Origin of the sequence: Priestia sp. P5 (genome assembly GCF_029522155.1) — a bacterium.
GTDB lineage: Bacteria > Bacillota > Bacilli > Bacillales > Bacillaceae_H > Priestia > Priestia megaterium_E.
Genome location: NZ_JAKWFJ010000001.1, coordinates 2,336,211 through 2,353,235 on the forward strand (window position 1 = coordinate 2,336,211; position 17,025 = coordinate 2,353,235).

General features: G+C 35.7%; 17 protein-coding genes, 1 tRNA gene and 1 riboswitch. Of the genes, 5 read left to right on the forward strand and 13 right to left on the reverse strand.

Annotation, left to right across the window (positions count from 1 at the left end):
• The first annotated feature begins 46 nt into the window (after nt 1-46).
• Complete coding sequence (locus MMB69_RS12605; RefSeq protein ID WP_264409191.1) at nt 47-946, forward strand: DMT family transporter; 900 nt, start codon at nt 47-49, stop codon at nt 944-946.
• Nucleotides 947-1,101: 155 nt separating this feature from the next.
• On the opposite strand, the gene MMB69_RS12610 is transcribed toward MMB69_RS12605, so the two are convergent.
• Nucleotides 1,102-1,332 (reverse strand): hypothetical protein, encoded by a 231-nt coding sequence (locus MMB69_RS12610; RefSeq protein WP_260506611.1) that lies wholly within the window; start codon nt 1,330-1,332, stop codon nt 1,102-1,104.
• Between the two features lie 181 nt (nt 1,333-1,513).
• Complete coding sequence (locus tag MMB69_RS12615; RefSeq protein ID WP_221783287.1) at nt 1,514-2,815, reverse strand: GH25 family lysozyme; 1,302 nt, start codon at nt 2,813-2,815, stop codon at nt 1,514-1,516.
• Between the two features lie 226 nt (nt 2,816-3,041).
• Here MMB69_RS12615 and MMB69_RS12620 point away from each other — a divergent pair, with 226 nt between their 5' ends.
• Together MMB69_RS12620 and MMB69_RS12625 are read left to right on the forward strand one after the other, a co-directional pair.
• Nucleotides 3,042-3,590 carry an HD domain-containing protein gene (locus tag MMB69_RS12620; protein WP_221783285.1) on the forward strand — a complete coding sequence of 183 codons (549 nt, stop codon included), beginning with the start codon at nt 3,042-3,044 and terminating at the stop codon, nt 3,588-3,590.
• Nucleotides 3,591-3,696: 106 nt separating this feature from the next.
• Nucleotides 3,697-3,768: transfer RNA gene (locus tag MMB69_RS12625), tRNA-Ala, on the forward strand.
• Nucleotides 3,769-3,885: 117 nt separating this feature from the next.
• Here the strand turns inward: MMB69_RS12625 and MMB69_RS12630 are convergent.
• The 4 genes from MMB69_RS12630 to MMB69_RS12645 all read right to left on the reverse strand — a co-directional run bounded on the left by MMB69_RS12630 (nt 3,886) and on the right by MMB69_RS12645 (nt 6,595).
• Complete coding sequence (locus MMB69_RS12630; protein WP_221783284.1) at nt 3,886-4,035, reverse strand: hypothetical protein; 150 nt, start codon at nt 4,033-4,035, stop codon at nt 3,886-3,888.
• Between the two features lie 533 nt (nt 4,036-4,568).
• A complete protein-coding gene (locus MMB69_RS12635; protein ID WP_277447827.1) occupies nt 4,569-4,790 on the reverse strand; it encodes a DUF6143 family protein in 222 nt (73 codons plus the stop codon).
• A 19-nt stretch (nt 4,791-4,809) separates the two neighbouring features.
• A complete protein-coding gene (locus MMB69_RS12640) occupies nt 4,810-5,262 on the reverse strand; it encodes a hypothetical protein (RefSeq protein WP_221783282.1) in 453 nt (150 codons plus the stop codon).
• Between the two features lie 133 nt (nt 5,263-5,395).
• A complete protein-coding gene (locus MMB69_RS12645; RefSeq protein WP_013057119.1) occupies nt 5,396-6,595 on the reverse strand; it encodes a phosphoglycerate dehydrogenase in 1,200 nt (399 codons plus the stop codon).
• Between the two features lie 168 nt (nt 6,596-6,763).
• A riboswitch (ZMP/ZTP riboswitch) is annotated at nt 6,764-6,842 on the reverse strand.
• Between the two features lie 210 nt (nt 6,843-7,052).
• On the opposite strand from MMB69_RS12645, the gene htpG reads away from it, so the two are divergent.
• A complete protein-coding gene (gene htpG, locus MMB69_RS12650; RefSeq protein WP_277447828.1) occupies nt 7,053-8,930 on the forward strand; it encodes a molecular chaperone HtpG in 1,878 nt (625 codons plus the stop codon).
• 30 nt (nt 8,931-8,960) lie between these two features.
• Here htpG and MMB69_RS12655 read toward each other — a convergent pair whose 3' ends face one another.
• The 6 genes from MMB69_RS12655 to trhO all read right to left on the reverse strand — a co-directional run bounded on the left by MMB69_RS12655 (nt 8,961) and on the right by trhO (nt 14,725).
• Nucleotides 8,961-9,521, reverse strand: a complete 561-nt coding sequence (locus MMB69_RS12655) for a tubby C-terminal domain-like protein (RefSeq protein ID WP_264409188.1) — start codon at nt 9,519-9,521, stop codon at nt 8,961-8,963.
• Between the two features lie 55 nt (nt 9,522-9,576).
• Nucleotides 9,577-10,383: a DUF817 domain-containing protein gene (locus MMB69_RS12660; protein WP_221783276.1), complete on the reverse strand. Its 807-nt coding sequence runs from the start codon at nt 10,381-10,383 to the stop codon at nt 9,577-9,579.
• Nucleotides 10,384-10,531: 148 nt separating this feature from the next.
• Entirely contained in the window at nt 10,532-11,968 is a 1,437-nt protein-coding gene (gene hpaB, locus MMB69_RS12665; RefSeq protein ID WP_221783274.1) for a 4-hydroxyphenylacetate 3-monooxygenase, oxygenase component, read from the reverse strand.
• A 140-nt stretch (nt 11,969-12,108) separates the two neighbouring features.
• Nucleotides 12,109-12,471, reverse strand: coding sequence for a group I truncated hemoglobin (locus tag MMB69_RS12670; protein WP_025751868.1), 363 nt, complete (start codon nt 12,469-12,471; stop codon nt 12,109-12,111).
• A 221-nt stretch (nt 12,472-12,692) separates the two neighbouring features.
• Entirely contained in the window at nt 12,693-13,550 is an 858-nt protein-coding gene (locus tag MMB69_RS12675) for an SMP-30/gluconolactonase/LRE family protein (RefSeq protein WP_221783272.1), read from the reverse strand.
• Nucleotides 13,551-13,756: 206 nt separating this feature from the next.
• Nucleotides 13,757-14,725 (reverse strand): oxygen-dependent tRNA uridine(34) hydroxylase TrhO, encoded by a 969-nt coding sequence (gene trhO / locus MMB69_RS12680; protein ID WP_221783270.1) that lies wholly within the window; start codon nt 14,723-14,725, stop codon nt 13,757-13,759.
• Nucleotides 14,726-15,059: 334 nt separating this feature from the next.
• Between trhO and MMB69_RS12685 the strand changes: the two genes are divergently transcribed.
• The gene (locus MMB69_RS12685; protein ID WP_406626980.1) at nt 15,060-15,863 is read left to right on the forward strand and encodes an alpha/beta fold hydrolase; all 804 of its coding nucleotides are present in this window, start codon (nt 15,060-15,062) and stop codon (nt 15,861-15,863) included.
• 164 nt (nt 15,864-16,027) lie between these two features.
• Here MMB69_RS12685 and MMB69_RS12690 read toward each other — a convergent pair whose 3' ends face one another.
• Nucleotides 16,028-16,897: a GNAT family N-acetyltransferase gene (locus MMB69_RS12690; RefSeq protein ID WP_277447829.1), complete on the reverse strand. Its 870-nt coding sequence runs from the start codon at nt 16,895-16,897 to the stop codon at nt 16,028-16,030.
• Nucleotides 16,898-17,025: the final 128 nt, after the last annotated feature.

Genomic DNA, 17,025 nt, shown 5'->3' on the forward strand with positions numbered 1-17,025 from the left:
AATTGATACTGGTTGGATTTAAAATAAAAAATGGAGATGAATAGGCATGAAATTAACGTTTAGTCTTGTGTTTTTACATATACTGATGATTAGCTTATGGGCTTCAGCATTTCCAGTTATTCAAATAGGGCTAGAATCGTTTTCTCCTCAGCACCTCGCTTTTGTTCGGTTAAGTATTGCTTCTGTAGTGCTGTTAGTTATTGCAATAGCCACACGCAGGCGCTTGCCTGATATAAAAGATATTCCACTTCTTTTAGCGCTCGGTTTTTTAGGCTTTACTGTCTATCACACAGCATTAAACATTGGAGAAAAAACGGTAAGTGCGGGTATTGCGAGTTTACTGGTCTCGACGACTCCTATTTTTTCCGCGTTTTTAGCTATTTTCTTTTTTCATGAAGCGTTTGGAAAAAGAAAATGGATTGGATCTGCAGTAAGCTTTGCAGGTATTGCGCTTTTAACTTTCAGCAAAGAGAATTTTGTACACTCGGTTAATGGAATCTTACTAATTCTGCTAGCTGCCCTTGCAGAAAGCATCTATATGGTATGTCAAAAAAATTTATTAAAAAAGTATGGTTTTCTTTCTTTTGTAACGTACAGTATCTGGGGAGCTGCCATTTCTATGCTTGTTTTTTTACCAGGGTTAGAAACAGAGCTTGCGCATATCTCTGTCAGATCAGCGATAAGCGTGATATATTTAGGATTATTCCCAACCGTTATTCCGTATATGATACTCGCTTATCTGACATCGCGTATAGGTTCTGCTGAGGCTGCCATCTCTCTTTACTTAACTCCTGCGCTGTCCTTTTTCTTAGCGTGGCTGCTTTTAAAAGATATCCCGAGTGCAGCTTCCATTGTTGGAAGCATCATTACGTTATGCGGCGTGTTGCTTACACATAGTAAAAGAAAAGCAGTGATAAAAGAGACAAAGTTCACAATGCAAAGGTAATGTGTATGGTTTAAGAAATTCTCTTAGATGCTATGTTTTTTATTTATATGTTTTATTTAGAACATACTTTAATTTCTTCTCTTTGCAGTTTAATTAATAATTAATATAAAAAAGCGCCTTTCTTTAAATTTCAAACATTAAAGAAAGGCGCTTTTTTATGTAGTTTCTAATTCTGCTTTTATTTTCCCAGCCACTGTGTGAGTCAGCTGCTGAAGATCGTAAATCTCTTCTCCTGAAAGTACTACGTGTCCGTTTAAAACGTGGTTATGTTTATATGCCCGATACGTCACTTCAATACTTTTTATCGCACGCTCTACTTCGTCATTCACCATAATGCTTTCATAGTGATAGGATAGTGTTTCAATTCGAATCTGCGTATTTTTCATATTCATTCACCCTCCATGAGCTGTTGACTAAAAATATGACTGCTACAGGTGAACTATACATAGAATCTTTTTGGTTACCACCTAATTTGTTATTTAGAACATATTTTAATTACTTAATTGATGTCTGCTATTCTTTTTTTATAAAATCCCAAAACAAAACCCTGCTCTTCCGAGCGGGGTTTTATTGCTTGTAGTACCAGCCTTTTTTATCTAAAAACTGCTTAACTTTTACAGAATCCAGTCCAGCTGCTGTGAGTTCAGCTGACGGATTACCTATTGCATGTACGTTTAATTCACTGTCAATTCCTTCATTTTTTAAGAAAGCACGAAACTCTGTTTCCATGTCTTTACTTAATCCGCCTGTTTTAATTGTAACTGGGATAGGTTCTACGTCTTTCATTTGCACAAATCCGCCTGGAACAGCCCATGCTGCATTCGTATAGCCATATACGCTAAATACCGTGCCTTTTTTTATAGTTCTGAAATTTTCTGTTACATTCGCATATTTGTAGACTCCAATATCCTTCTTAGCTTTTACTTGAAAAGAATACTTATCTCCGAATGAAGTAACCTTTGGTAATGATTCTTCGACAGGATTGCTTACACCCTTAAGCAATTCCATCATTTTAGCTAATGTTTTCTCATCAGCTTTTCCAGTTGACGTTAATCCATACTTTTCTTGAAGAGCTTTAACAGCTGCAACAGTTTCACTGCCATATTGACCATCAGTTCCTTGCTGAGAAAGCTCAAATCCTAATCTAATTAAGTTTTGCTGCAGTTCTTTTACAGCTAGTCCGCTATCACCTTGCTGCAATTGTGCTGATGGATTATTATTATCCACCACCGTAACGCCTGTATTAATACTATTAAAGAAGTCCAGATCTATTTCATTGATATCAACATTGCCGGTAATTCCTTTTACTTTTCCTTGATCTGTATATTGGAACATAGCCCATCTATCCCAAATCCCCGTATCACCTGGGTTAGCAAATCCCTTAGAACGGTTACTTCCATTGTAACGAGCTACCCATAGCGGATATCTTGCCACGGCGCTTGTAAAATTGGATTTAATAAAACTATAACCCGTGTAAAGAATAGGCGTAATGCTTGTTTTCCTTTCAATATACTCCATCCATCTGACTGCAAAGGCTGTGACCTGCGCTTTTGTTTTCCCTTTATTTTCTTCCAAATCTAAGCAATGAGGCAAATCAACCTTCATGCTGCCTAATTTATTTAAAAAGAAATTAACTTCTGCAATGGGATCATTATCAGCATGAGCAAAGTGATAAAAGCCTACACGTAGACCTGAATTTTTTGCTCCTATATAATTATCATATGATTTTTTATCCAAGAAGGTTGTACCTTCTGTTAATTTAATATACGCGCCTTTTACACCATCCGACGCCACTTTTGCCCAATCAATTGTTCCGTTGTGATGAGAAACATCAATGACTTTAATATTTTGATTATTACGGTTTTGCATTGCTATCACTCCTTCATACAAACTATGAATAAAAAAGGAAATGGCAACTGATACAGGCCTATTAAATAGATATTAGGCTTTATAAAAAACCGTACAATAAGAAGGGCTTTTGGTAGCCTTCCCTTATTATAAGAAATGAATTTGTGCAATTTTATAAAGTGAGAAGAGCTATATTCGTTTATACTAATAATATGAAGATATACTGAATAAAAAGTGGAGGAATATGATGTCTTTAATAAAAGAAGCACGTAGATATGCAGAACACGCTCATAGCGGCCAAATGCGCAAGCTGTCCGATAAACCTTATATTGTTCACCCTATTAACGTCGGTAATATTTTAGAAAAAGCGGGTTTTAGTGAAAAAGTAATTGCAGCAGCTTATCTGCATGATGCTGTAGAAGATACAAGTGTAACACTTGAAGAAATTGTACAAAGATTTGGTTTAGAGGTAGCGGAGATTGTTGAAGCTCATACAGAAAACAAATCAAAAAGCTGGGAAGAACGTAAACAGCATACAATTCAAATTGTGAAAAATGGTTCTCTTGAAGTGAAATCTTTAATTGTAGCAGATAAATTAGATAATTTACGGTCTTTAAAAGAAAGCTACGATCAGCAAGGAGATACGATTTGGAATAGCTTTAAAAGAGGATTCGAAAAGCAGAAATGGTACTACGAATCCATCAGCAAATACGCTGCAAAAGGATTGGAACCAAGCCAAATTCCAAGTTTTTTTTATACGTACAAACAAGAAGTAAATGATTTTTTTAGAAGTTAATATTCATATGAAGAAATTAGAAAACACTGAAAATAACTATTGCGAACGCGCGGCATACGTATTAAAATATAGTAGAGTCAACACGCAATAAAGACTCTACATAATCGGGACTGTAGTTCAGTGGGAGAATACTTGTCTGGCAGACAAGGGGTCGTGGGTTCGAATCCCATCAGTTCCATAAAACCAGTCGTATCAAGAGTTTAAAATACTTTAAAACTCTGTAGAATGGAATGGTTGCAATACTATTTCATCTGACCTCTTCATGATTTCCATGAAGAGGTTTTTTATTTTCTTTTTACGATTGTTCCTCATGGTTTTTATGGTTATTCTTTTTACTGCTCCTGCTTACAATTTCTCTCAGTTCGCCCTCGTCGCCTTTTGCATTGATGATTTCAAAAAGCTGATTCAGCCCTTCACTTGTTTCATCGTTTTGTTCTTTACTCATTCTATCCCCTCCTTTTGCTTCTAGGATGCCCATTTTTTTCACATTGTTTCATGTGAAAAGCAATTCATCAATATTGATAGGCCGTAAAAGTATACCTTTACGACCCTTGTACAATTACTGGTTATACAGATATACTAAATCAATTCTTTAAATTTTGCAGGGTTTCTAATACTCATCTATAATGAAATGATCATCACAAACTTCGTTAAAATTGTTCTCTTCGTGGAGATCTACTTCTTTATCTTTAGATATCTCGGTTTCTTGTGTAAATAGTTTAAAAAGCTTGGGTGGCTTAGTTTTATGTATTATTATTTTAACCCTTGAGTCATCAACATTCTTAAATACTATTCAAATCGCTTGTGTAGTTGGAATTATCCTTTTGCTTGCTTTGTTTTTCTTTGGTAATATCCACAACGCAAGTTATAAAAAAGAACTTTGTATGCTGCTGCAAAGTTCTTTTCATAAACACTTACTGTTTGTTAAGAACTGTATTAAATATGAAATAGCTCATACAATCGCTAAGACCTATTCAGTTAACAGTCCTTCTTGCGTTTTTTCTCGAACCATCCATATGCAATTTCAGCTTTAATTTCTTTATTCTCTGGAAAAACTAGGAAAATAACGTATGAACCGTTGTTTGGAAAGATAAATTTGCCGTCTTCATCACTTACTAATGTCCTCGTCGGCTGCTGGTATATAAACGGATTGTTTTGTAATTTTATATTCCAATGCTTTTTTAATATTTCTACTATCACTTCTTAAAGTAGTAATCACCTATTCTTTTGTAGTCATAAAATGAAGAATCCTCACCTTTTTTTCGCAATATTCAACAATTTCATAACAGGCTGTGAGGGTATCATGTCTAGACAGTTCTATTTCATCAAATACAAACTTTGAAAGCTGCTTCTGCAGAACCTCCAGCTTTTTGCTGTCTTCTTCATCGATCCATAGCCCTTCCGTAATACACACATCTGCTAGTTTGTTAATAGATTGAGCCGTCCAGTTTAAGCCGGCTGAAGAAACAGTTTTTGTAAGTAAATCGTTTTTTATAGCTAGAATAACTTGACACACATGGGTATAGGCATCAACTTTCTTTTGGATAAATGCTTTGCGAAGCTCTTGCTTGTATTGCTCTTTCGACATCACTATAGCTACGACAGACGTAATGAATGTTCCTGCCAGTGCGATGAGCGAGCCTATCATAATTCCGATCAGTTCTCCTGACAAAACGTTCACCTCTTTAAAGGTATTTCTATATGCTATGGGAATGAAGGAAATGATATGAAGATAAACACTATGTAAAAACAGCCCTAACTTTTCTAAGTTAGGGCTGAAACACTAAAATATGAGGGTAACCAAATTAGATAATACGACTTGTAATAATTCCTTCAATTTGACCAATTTTTTCTTCTAGCTCAGGCACAATCTCGTCACTTACTTGATTGTCAATATCGATCATTGTATACGCATATTCACCGCGGCTTCTGTTCACCATATCTGCGATGTTTAAATTGTAGTTTGAGAATACTTGCGTAAGTTGTCCTACCATATTCGGTACGTTGTGATGGAAAGCAGCTACGCGTTTTTTCCCAGTGTAAGGAAGAGATGCATTCGGGAAGTTCACTGAATTTTTAACGTTTCCTGTTTCTAAGAAATTTTTCACTTGACGTGCTGCCATTACCGCACAGTTTTCTTCTGATTCTTGAGTTGATGCCCCTAAATGAGGAATTGGCACAACATTTTTCATGTTCAAGACATTTTGATTTGGGAAATCTGTAATATATCGACCAACTTTTCCACTTTCAAGAGCAGCTTTCATATCTTCTTCGTTTACAAGCTCACCGCGTGAGAAGTTCAAAATATGAACATCTGGTTTCATGATGCTAAACGTTTCTTTATTGAAAACACCTTTTGTATCGTCCGTTAATGGAACGTGAACCGTAATATAGTCAGATGCTGCAAATAGTTCTTCTAGAGACATTGCACGCTGTACGTTGCGAGACAAATTCCAAGCTGTATTAACAGAAATGAATGGATCAAAACCAATTACGTCCATATCTAAATCAAGCGCATCGTTTGCTACAAGAGCACCAATTGCACCTAAACCAATAACGCCTAATGTTTTACCTTTGATTTCTTTTCCAACAAACTGTTTTTTACCTGCTTCAACTAACTTAGGAATTTGATCACCTTGGCCGTCTAATCCTTTTGTCCATTCAACTCCAGCAAATAAGTTACGAGAAGAAGCCATAATTGTAGTTAAAACCATTTCTTTTACTGCATTTGCATTAGCTCCTGGCGTATTAAATACAACGATACCTTGCTCTGTGCAAGCGTCCACCGGTATATTATTAACCCCTGCTCCAGCTCGTGCAATAGCTTTTAAATTTTGGTCAAATGCCATGCTGTGCATGTTAAAGCTACGCACGACAATCGCATCTGGATTTTCGCTGTCGTTGTCAATTTGATAACCTTCTTGATTAAAAACATTTAGACCTTTTTGTGCAATGTTGTTTAATGTTTTGATTGTTTGTACTTTTTCTAATGTTAATGTGCTCATTTTGTACTCTCCTCTGATTATCATCGTAGTTTTACATGTTTTTACCCTTGGATAAAGGAACTTCATTTTTAATTTTTTTAAAAGTCTGGTTTTTTAGCCTACATGTTTGGTAACTTCTATATCCTCTCCCCCTAAACAGAAAGAGGTAAGAGATATGTATTAATCCCTTACCTCTGCCCAGGCGAACGGCTACGTCACTATATGCTTCCTCACGGTTATCCGCGTTTCGCCAGTCACATATAGTCTTTGAAATTAAGTATATTCTAGCAAACTCTTTCAGAACGTTCAACCTTTTTTTAAAAGTTTGCTTTTTTCAGTCTAATTTTTAATCTCTTTAGTGAATCTCCTAATATATTGACAAATACCCTAATACATGTTAAATAAGAAGAGTGATTAGCACTCTATCCACTCAAGTGCTAATTGTTTTATAAGCCCTATTTGGAAAGGAGAACTTCTTATGTCAAAAAAAGAATTCAAAGCCGAATCAAAGCGATTATTAGAGATGATGATTAATTCCATCTATTCTCAAAAAGAAGTATTTTTGAGAGAACTTCTGTCAAATTCAAGCGATGCAATCGATAAAATTTATTACAAAGCTTTAACAGACGACTCCTTGCGTTTTAACAAAGAGAGCTATTACATAAAAGTAACACCAGATAAAACTAACCGTACCTTAACCATTACGGATACTGGAATTGGCATGACGCAAGAAGAGCTTGAAAGCAGCTTGGGCACAATTGCGAGAAGCGGTTCTCTTGCGTTTAAAAACGAAAATGAAACAAAGGACGGGCACACGATTATCGGCCAATTCGGCGTTGGTTTTTACGCAGCGTTTATGGTGGCAGATGTCGTAACAGTGATTAGTAAAGCGTTAGGCAGCGATGAAGCATATAAATGGGAATCTACTGGTGCTGATGGCTATATAATCCAACCTTGCGAAAAAGAAGCGGTCGGAACTCAAATCATTTTAAAAATTAAAGAAAATACAGAAGATGAAACATATGATGAGTATCTAGAAGAGTATCGTTTAAAAGAGATCATTAAAAAGTATTCAGACTTTATCCGCTACCCGATTAAAATGGACATAACGGAAAAACGTCCTAAAGAAGGTTCTGATAACGAGCTAGAAGATTATACCGAAGAGCAAGTTATCAACAGTATGGTACCGATCTGGAAGAAAAATAAAAATGAATTGACTTCAGAAGACTATGAGCAGTTTTATTCAGAAAAGCGCTACGGATTTGATAAACCGCTCACTCACCTCCATATTAATGTGGATGGAACGATTCGCTACAATGCCATTTTATTTATTCCAGAAAATAGTCCGTTTGATTACTACTCAAAAGAATTTGAAAAAGGGCTTGAACTGTATTCAAACGGCGTCTTAATTATGAATAAATGTGCAGATCTTCTTCCAGATTACTTTAGCTTTGTAAAAGGTATGGTAGATTCTGAAGATTTATCTCTTAATATTTCACGTGAAATTTTGCAGCAAGACCGCCAGCTTCAGCTGATTGCCAAAAACATCGGCAAGAAAATCAAAAATGAATTAAAAAGCTTGCTTAAAAACGAACGTGAAAAGTACGAGAAGTTTTATGAATCATTTGGCCGCCAGCTGAAGTACGGCGTTTACAGTGACTTTGGCAGCAACAAAGACGTATTAAAAGACCTGCTTTTATTCTATTCTTCTACAGAGAAAAAGCTCGTAACACTAGATGAGTATGTATCGCGCATGCCTGAGGATCAAAAGTATATCTATTATGCATCAGGTGAATCGTATGACCGAATTGAAAAGCTTCCTCAAGCAGAATTGGTTGCAGATAAAGGGTACGAAATTCTATATTTTACAGAAGATATCGATGAATTTGCGATTAAAATGTTAATGACGTACGAAGAAAAAGAATTTAAATCTGTTTCAAGCAGTGACTTAGGGATTGAAGCAGAAGCAGAACAGCTCAATGAGTCTGAGGAAAAAGAAAATAAAGAGCTATTTGACTATATGAAAAAAGCTTTGGCGGGAAAAGTAGGAGATGTGCGCGCGTCTAAACGTTTAAAAACACATCCCGTTTGCTTATCAGCTGATGGTGAAGTAACGATTGAAATGGAGAAAATTTTAAGTGCTATGCCTGACAATCAGCATGTAAAAGCAGAAAAAGTGTTAGAAATTAACGTAAATCATGATGTATTCGCTTCTTTAAAAGGTGCATTTGAAAATGATAAAGGGAAATTAGACCTTTATACAAATTTATTATATAACCAAGCTCTTCTAATTGAAGGCTTATCTATTAGTGATCCCGTTGAATTCACAAATGATATTTGTAAAATCATGATATAAAAACCAGGCGCAGAATGATTCTGCGCCTGATTATATGTATGGCATAATAAAAGTAGTTATATAGTAAGAAGCGATAAAAATGGGTACGGGCAGTTCTTCTGTTACTCTTATTGAGTGTTTGCCTTCTTTAAAATGAAAAAGGTCTGATTTAAACTCTGCGACTTTTTCTCTTTTTCCATTAAAAATACACGCTTCCTCTATGGCTTCATGACTGCTTAACATGTAGACGTTATTTCCCCATCTAATTTCTTGTGCTCCTTCGTTTTTAATTATTCCTTTACCTAATAGATTCCCCACTGTTTTTCCATTTTCTTTTATCACCCACCGGTGTTTTTTTACGTGATCAATAAACACCGTTCTTCCTTCCCATTGAACTCGTAAATGTACCCTTAAGCCGCAGGAAAAGATAGGAAACCAAGAAATAGAATCTAACACTGGAAGTCCATCACGAGTTAAAAAATCAATACTTTTCGTCCACATATTTTTATGCATTCTTTTAAGCTGTCCGACGTTTTCTCCATTTTCATTTGTAACTGCTACGGTCTTCCCCGCTGATTTAAAATAGGGAAGATAAAAAATGTATTCTTGCATATAAGCCTCCAAAGATTCTGTACCTTATATTAACAGCATGCACATAGTAATGTTTCTATCTTTCATATATTTCGTTTGTTTCTTTGGATTTCTTCCTTTGTTTAAATTGGCTTTGATTTTCTTTTAAATGCTTTAGTAAAGCAACAATCAAGAAACTAACAATCACAAGAAGAAGCCAAGAGCTAATTTTACTTATATGAACCATTGTCCACTGCTGCTGTTGATCTGGATACTGCCATGCTCCGAAAAATGTTGCGATATTTTCAGCGATCCAAATGAAAAAGCCAATCAGTACAAAAGACAATACTAAAGGCATGCGATATGTACGTTTGTTAACCGTAAAATATACAAAAGTTCGATAAAAAATAAGTAAAGTAAAAAGTTTTAAAAACCAGCGGAAATCGTAAATAAAATGATGCGTGAAAAAGTTAAGGTAAATAGCCATACTTAGTATACTGACAGTCCACGTAGAAGGCCAATTCGCAAGCTTTAATTCAAGCCTTCTCCACACTTGACACATGTAGCTTGCTACACTAGCATACATAAATCCGCTGTACAGCGGAACTCCCCATACTTTAGTGAAAGCTTTTTCCGGATAGCTCCATGAGCCCATATGAACTTTGTAGAGTTCTAACGCTAGTCCAATTAAATGAAATATTGCGATGACTTTTACTTCATCAAGCGTTTCTCGTTTAAACATTACCATTAAAACTTGAGTTCCTAGACAGACTAATAAAATAAGGTCATATCTAGAAATAAACGGTACTTCAATTATTTTTGTCATAGCCAATGTAAGAAAAATAATAACAGGAAAAACACAAGATTTTGCTTGTTCTAAACCAAAATAGATTAATTGCTTCATTGTAACATCCTATCTTTATAGTATTCCTTAGTGCGTTCACGAAAATGATTCCCTGAAAATTATTGCAGATTTTTCAAATTTATTCAATAAGCATCTCCGCTGTTTTTGTAACTAAACTATCATACCCAGCGGAGATTAGTTTTCTCCATTAACTTTTCAAAAAATCGGTGACTCTCTGTACATAGCGCTCTTTATCGTAAGATAAGTACAGATAACTGGTTAACTGTACAGGCTCTCCAAAGAAAAAACGTTCATACAGCGTTTCTCTTGTGCCAAACGGACTCATCGTTAAATCCCATGCTAGTCGAAAAAGCTTAATTCGATCTTCTGCTCCTCTCAATTTAGCTTGCAAATAACGCGTAATATCTTCTTTAACAAATGAGCAGCACGTGTTTTCAGTCGGTATTGCCATGAGTCCGCTTGCACCTAAAAGCTGGATAATCTCTGTAAAGGTAGGATATGTTTTTGAAAATATATTTGCGGCAATACGAAGTGTAGTTTCATTCGGACGCATGTATCCCCACGTATCAATCTCCGCTTCTTCTTCTGCTTTCATCACGAGAGCTTTCATCGTTTCTAACGCAATAATAAGCTCCGTGGCTTTTTCTCGCACATGCGGATAGTCTGTAATGTTAATGGTTTCAATCAGAGATTGTACAATACCTAATACAAATTCTGTTTTGACAATTCTCCTTGAAGTTACTTGATGCAGAGCAAAAGGTGAGAAGGAACTAGAAGAAAGAAATGTATTTGATACGTCTACATTTTCATAGAAAAACACGCGGTTCCACGGTACTAATACTTGGTCAAAGACAACAATTGTATCCATTTCTTCAAATCTAGAACTTAATGGATAATCAAACGTCGAATCTTTTCCTGCAAATGATTCTCTACAAATAAATTTAATTCCTTTTGTATTACTTGGAATCGAAAAAGCAAATCCTTTTTCTTTTCCTTGAATGCCCGCTGAAGACAGTACGAGTAGTTCATCCGTCATTCCACCCTGTGTAGCAAGCAGTTTCGCGCCTTGGATAACGATTCCCTCATTGTTTTTATCAACTATTTTTGCTGCTATCGGTTCATCGTTTTGCTCGTAATAAAATTGGATTCGATTGACTTGAGGATCGATGAACGTATGAGTGAGCGATAAATCGTGCTCTCTCACATATTCATAATAAGAAATGATGTTTTCAGGAAAGCAATTTTCTTCTCCTCTCAGGAGTTCTGCAGAGGATGCAAAAGCCATCAATACGGTATTCATATAATCTGGACTTCTCCCCATCATACCGTGAGTTAAGCGAGCCCACTGCTGAGTCATCTCTCGCCTCTTTTTTAACTCTTCTTTTGTTTTAGGCTGTAAATAAGATGTACCGAAAAATTCCTTAGAAGCCGGAGATTGGTATGTCATGATATCTTTGATTTTTTTATCATGCTGAAGATCATAAAGCTTAGCTTGACTGTTAATGGCTCCTTTAAAAGCCGGATGTTCTGATATATTGCCTGTTACGAGCTTGCCATCAACCCATACATTTGCTTTTAATTGATTGATTCTCTCTACGTATTGCTTCCCATTAATTGCTGACATACTCCCACTCCCAGACTTTCGATAAATATTTTCACCTATTGCATTTTTATCATATTACGATGTCTTTTCCATGTTTCCTTCATACATCACAGCTTTGAGCATAAAAAAAGAAGGTCACAGTAACCTTCTTTTTTTATGATTTATTTATATTGAATATCATTTCTTAGGGATTCAACTTTACTTAATGCTTGGTCAATATCAGGCTCTTCAACATTAAAGTGAGCAAGTGCATCGTGAAGATGCTTAGCAATTGCATTAAAATGTTCGGGTTGAATATTCATATTTGCATGCGCTTTGGCCATCGACTTTCCTGAATATTGATTCGGTCCACCTAAGGCAAAGCTTATAAACTTGGCTTGATGTCGACGTTGTTTATCCATATCCGTGTGCTCGAAAAAGTGACTAACTGTTTCGTCTTTTAAAACAAGCTCAGAATAAAAATAGTCTACTACTTTTTCAATCGCTTCTTGTCCGCCCACTTTTTCATACAATGTTTGTTCCAAAACAATTCCTCCTTTTGTACCTTTACCCATTATTACCTAATACAAGTATTCATATTCTTTGAAAGGCTCCTTTATGGAAATTCGTTATCGTCATGTTTTATTCCTCTTCCTCATAATGAATAAAATGTAAAGGTAATGAACGCAGTGCAAAGGAGTTGTAGAAACTACATTTAATATCTATCGTTACTGGGCTGAATCATTACATTTTGATAAGTGCTGGTCTAATATACGTAAGTATAAGCCGGTACGCCTTTTACTCCTACTCGGCATGAAAAAAGAGAGCCGGCAGCTTCTTCGTATTTTTCTTCTTCCTTAGCTGTGGTGATAAATAAAGTTTGTAAATCGTCTCCTCCAAATGTACAGCAGGTTACATTGGAAACAGGAAGATGAATAGATTCTATAATTTCTCCTTTCTCTGGATCTACACAAATAACTTTCGAACCTCCCCAAAGCGCTACCCATAATCGGTCGTGTTCATCAATTGTCATTCCATCAGGAAACCCGTCCATATCTGAAAGGTCAATCACCACTTTTTCATCTTCGAGCCTTGTTGTTTCTTTCGAAAATGAATAAGACATAATTTTATTTTTCGGTGAATCAACCAGAAAGAATTTGTCTCCTGTTCGATTCCAAGCTAGCCCGTTTGACACGCTTAATCCTTCTTTAGCGCTCTTAATGACACCTTTTTCATCTACTACGTACAGCTGGGCTTTTCCTTCTTCATCTTCTTCACTCATCGTTCCAATCCAAAAGCGGTTATATGGATCACATTTACCGTCATTAAAACGCATGGTTTTTTCAAGAGTATCTAAACGGATATACTCTTCATGATTCTTTTTGTTTTTATCAACTAAAAGCAGCTGATTACGGGTGGAGACAATCAATTTTGAATGATTGGTTTTAGAAACACTTGTAACGACTGAAGGAAGAGCAATACCTTCTAAGGTTGTCGTTTTTGGATCGTACGTAAGAAGCTTTTTATCTAAAATGTCTACTAGCACTAATTTTTGATTTTCTTCATCCCATAGGGGTCCTTCAAGCAAACGGCCATCGTACTTTTTTTCGATTTTTGCTTCCATTTTCAAGCTCCTTTTTCGTTTTTATGTACAATCATTTTTTTATAATCGCTTTCTTAAAAAAATATTCTTTTTAAAAAATAAAAAAGCTAGGAATATCTTACCTTTTTCATAAATACCCGTTGTATGACATTCTTTAAACACCAGGTTCTAAGAGAATCTTTTCATAAAAAAAGCAGCACGCTATACAAAGCGTGCTGCTTTTTTTATTATAAAGTTACGTGTTCTTTTTCTAATTCTTTAACACGTGCTGCAAACTCTTCTTCTGTTAAACCGTGTTCTTTTACATAGCGGTTACGAGGGCTCACTCGGCATTCATGTGAACAAGCGCGTAAATATTTGTGTTCATTTTCTTCAGAAGCTAAGATTTTCTTATTGCATTCTGGGTTTGAGCAGTTAACATAGCGTTCACAAGGCTCGCCGGTAAAGTGGTCTTTTCCGACAATCACATGCTCTTTTTGGTTAACTGGTACACTGATGCGCTCATCAAATACATAGCACTGACCATCCCAAAGTTCACCTTGTACTTCCGGATCTTTTCCGTATGTTACAATGCCTCCGTGAAGTTGGCTTACATCTTCAAAACCTTCTTCAAGAAGCCATCCAGAGAATTTTTCACAGCGAATACCGCCTGTGCAGTACGTTAAGATTTTTTTATCTTCAAACTGCTCTTTGTTGTCGCGAATCCATTCAGGAAGCTCACGGAAGTTTTGAATATCCGGACGAACAGCTCCTCGGAAATGACCTAAATCGTATTCATAATCGTTTCGTGCATCAATTACGACCGTATTCTCATCTTGCATCGCTTGATAAAATTCTTTTGGGCTTAAGTAATTACCCGTTACGCGAAGAGGATTCACATCTTCTTCTAATCGAAGAGTTACTAATTCTTTGCGGTGACGCACGTGCATTTTTTTGAACGCATGTTCATCTGCTTCGTCTATTTTAAATACAATATCTTCAAAACGAGGATCATTTTTCATCGTTTCCATGTATTTATCTGTTTGTTCAACTGTTCCTGATACCGTTCCATTGATCCCTTCAGCCGCAATTAAAATACGTCCTTTTAATTCAAGCTCTTTACAAAATGCCAAGTGCTGAGCTGTGAACTCTTCAGGATTTTCAATTGGAGTGTACAAATAATATAGTAGTACTTGATATGGTTTTCTTTCAGTCATGTTGCTTCTTCCACCTATCTGTTTATATTTGCAAGATATAATGCATGTAGGTCGGTTATTGTGAACCGAATTGATGGTAACAATTCATTACTTAAAGGTACATTATGACAAAAACAACATCCTTTTTATGAGGATGCTTCTATCTAAAAAGTATTACAGTGAATGATTGTTTCAAAAACATACAGTATTTAAGCCTGTAATAGTATAACATATCAAAGCGTTCACTTCTAGGATTTGTTCTTCAATAAAAATTTTATTGACGCGATACGTTCTACATGAATGGGTCCGCGCATACATGATGAGATATAAATCTTTGAGATGGGGGGCAAAAATGATGCCTTTTTATACATTAAAGGACGGTGCAACTTTGTACTATGAACAACAAGGGGAAGGAACACCTATTATTTTCATTCACGGAGTTTGGATGAGCAGTCGTTTTTTTCACAACCAGCTTGCTTTTTTTTCAAAACAGTATCAAACTATTCTTTTGGATTTAAGAGGACATGGAAATTCAAGTCATACTCCATACGGCCATACAGTTTCCACTTATGCTCGTGACGTGCATGAGTTTACAACCACTCATCAATTAAAAGACGTCATATTAGTAGGCTGGTCGATGGGTGCTTTTGTTGTATGGGAATATTTGAAACAATTTGGTCAAGAAAATGTAAAAGGGAATATTATTGTAGATGAAATGGCTTCAGACTTTAAATGGCCAGACTTTCCAATCGGTGCATTTGATTTACCTGCCCTTATTTCGCTTATGCAAGGTATTCAGCTTGATCGAACAAGTACATTAGAAAGTTTTATTCCGCTTATGTTTAAGGATGAATTAACTGAAAAAGATAAACATTGGATTATGAAAGAAGTAACGAAAATGCCCGAGTCGATAGCTAGTGCTATTTTGTTTGATCAATCCATTGTGGACTATCGAGAATTCCTCCCGTTTATTACAATTCCTACTTTACTGTGCTTTGGAAAAGAAGAAAAGCTCATTCCTGTAGCGGCTGGAAGGCATATTCAAAAGCTGGTTTCAGGTTCTGTACTTGAAGTTTTTGAGAACAGCTGCCACTGCCCTTTTCTCGAAGAAAGCGATCGGTTTAACAAAGTTGTGAGTGATTTTATCGAGCGTATCTAATTTACAATAAAAAAAGAATTGCCTTGTTTCTAACGGATTCGGTTGATAGAAAGAAGCATAAGTTAGAACTACAAATCAGCAATATAAATGATAAGTAAAAGCGCTCAAAAAAATCCGAGCGCTTTTACACTTAATGTTCTCCGCCCTCATTGAACTTAACTCTTTTACAGTTTGAGGTGATAACTTATAAGAATATCTTTTGGTTCAAAACCAACTTTCATATATACTCGATTTGCTTGACTATTTGCTTTATCAACAGTTAGTTTAATTTCATCAATTTGTGGAAATAAAAACATCTCTGTTAAAACTTCTTTTAACAACATCGTTCCCAGACCTTGACTCTGAGCATTCCTCGAAATACAAATATATTCCAATGAGGCCTCTCCCATCTCAGTATCGACTTCAAAGTACGCATAACCTTGCAACTCGTTAGAAATATTTTTAAGTATCTTTAACATATTTCTATCGTTAAGTCTCTCAATAATTGTTTTTCCATTGTAATAAGTATTTTGAAACATTGCATTATGCAGCGTTTCAAATGCTTGAAAATCACTATGTTTAAATGACTCACTTTTCATTTCAGTAACTTTATCAAAATTTTGTTCTTTAATTTCTAAGATGGAGTGTTCACCAGTCTTTTTTGCTTTTATTTCATTCATAAATACTTGTTGCAGCTCATTTTCTTTATTGATAAAAAAATGAAATTTTTGAATCAAAGGGTTTTCATTAACTAACTGTTTCCATAATTGATATTGCAAATAAATAGAAGATGTTTTATTAAAAGGTCCCCACACTTCTGCTACCGTTTCTTCGATATCAAATCCAATAGCCGCTAAAATTTCCCCTGTCTTATCTCTGGCGATTAGAAACTTGATACCTCCATCACTACTAATAAACTCTTCTTTTAATGTCTGGTGGATTTCTTCTTTTTTTCTACCACAATAACCAATGTGTGATGTTTTCTTTCTATTTATTTCTGATAGAAATCGAGATAATTCACCAATGTTAGTTGCTTTTTCTATAATACTCTCCATAACACTATCCCCTCTTTAAATCCAATTTAGTGTCATGTTCGTTCCTACTGCAAGATATTCCTGCATCCCAACCTCTTCTGCCTCGTTAGTTTGGAATTATTCTTCAAAATCCTTTCTGTGCATCACTA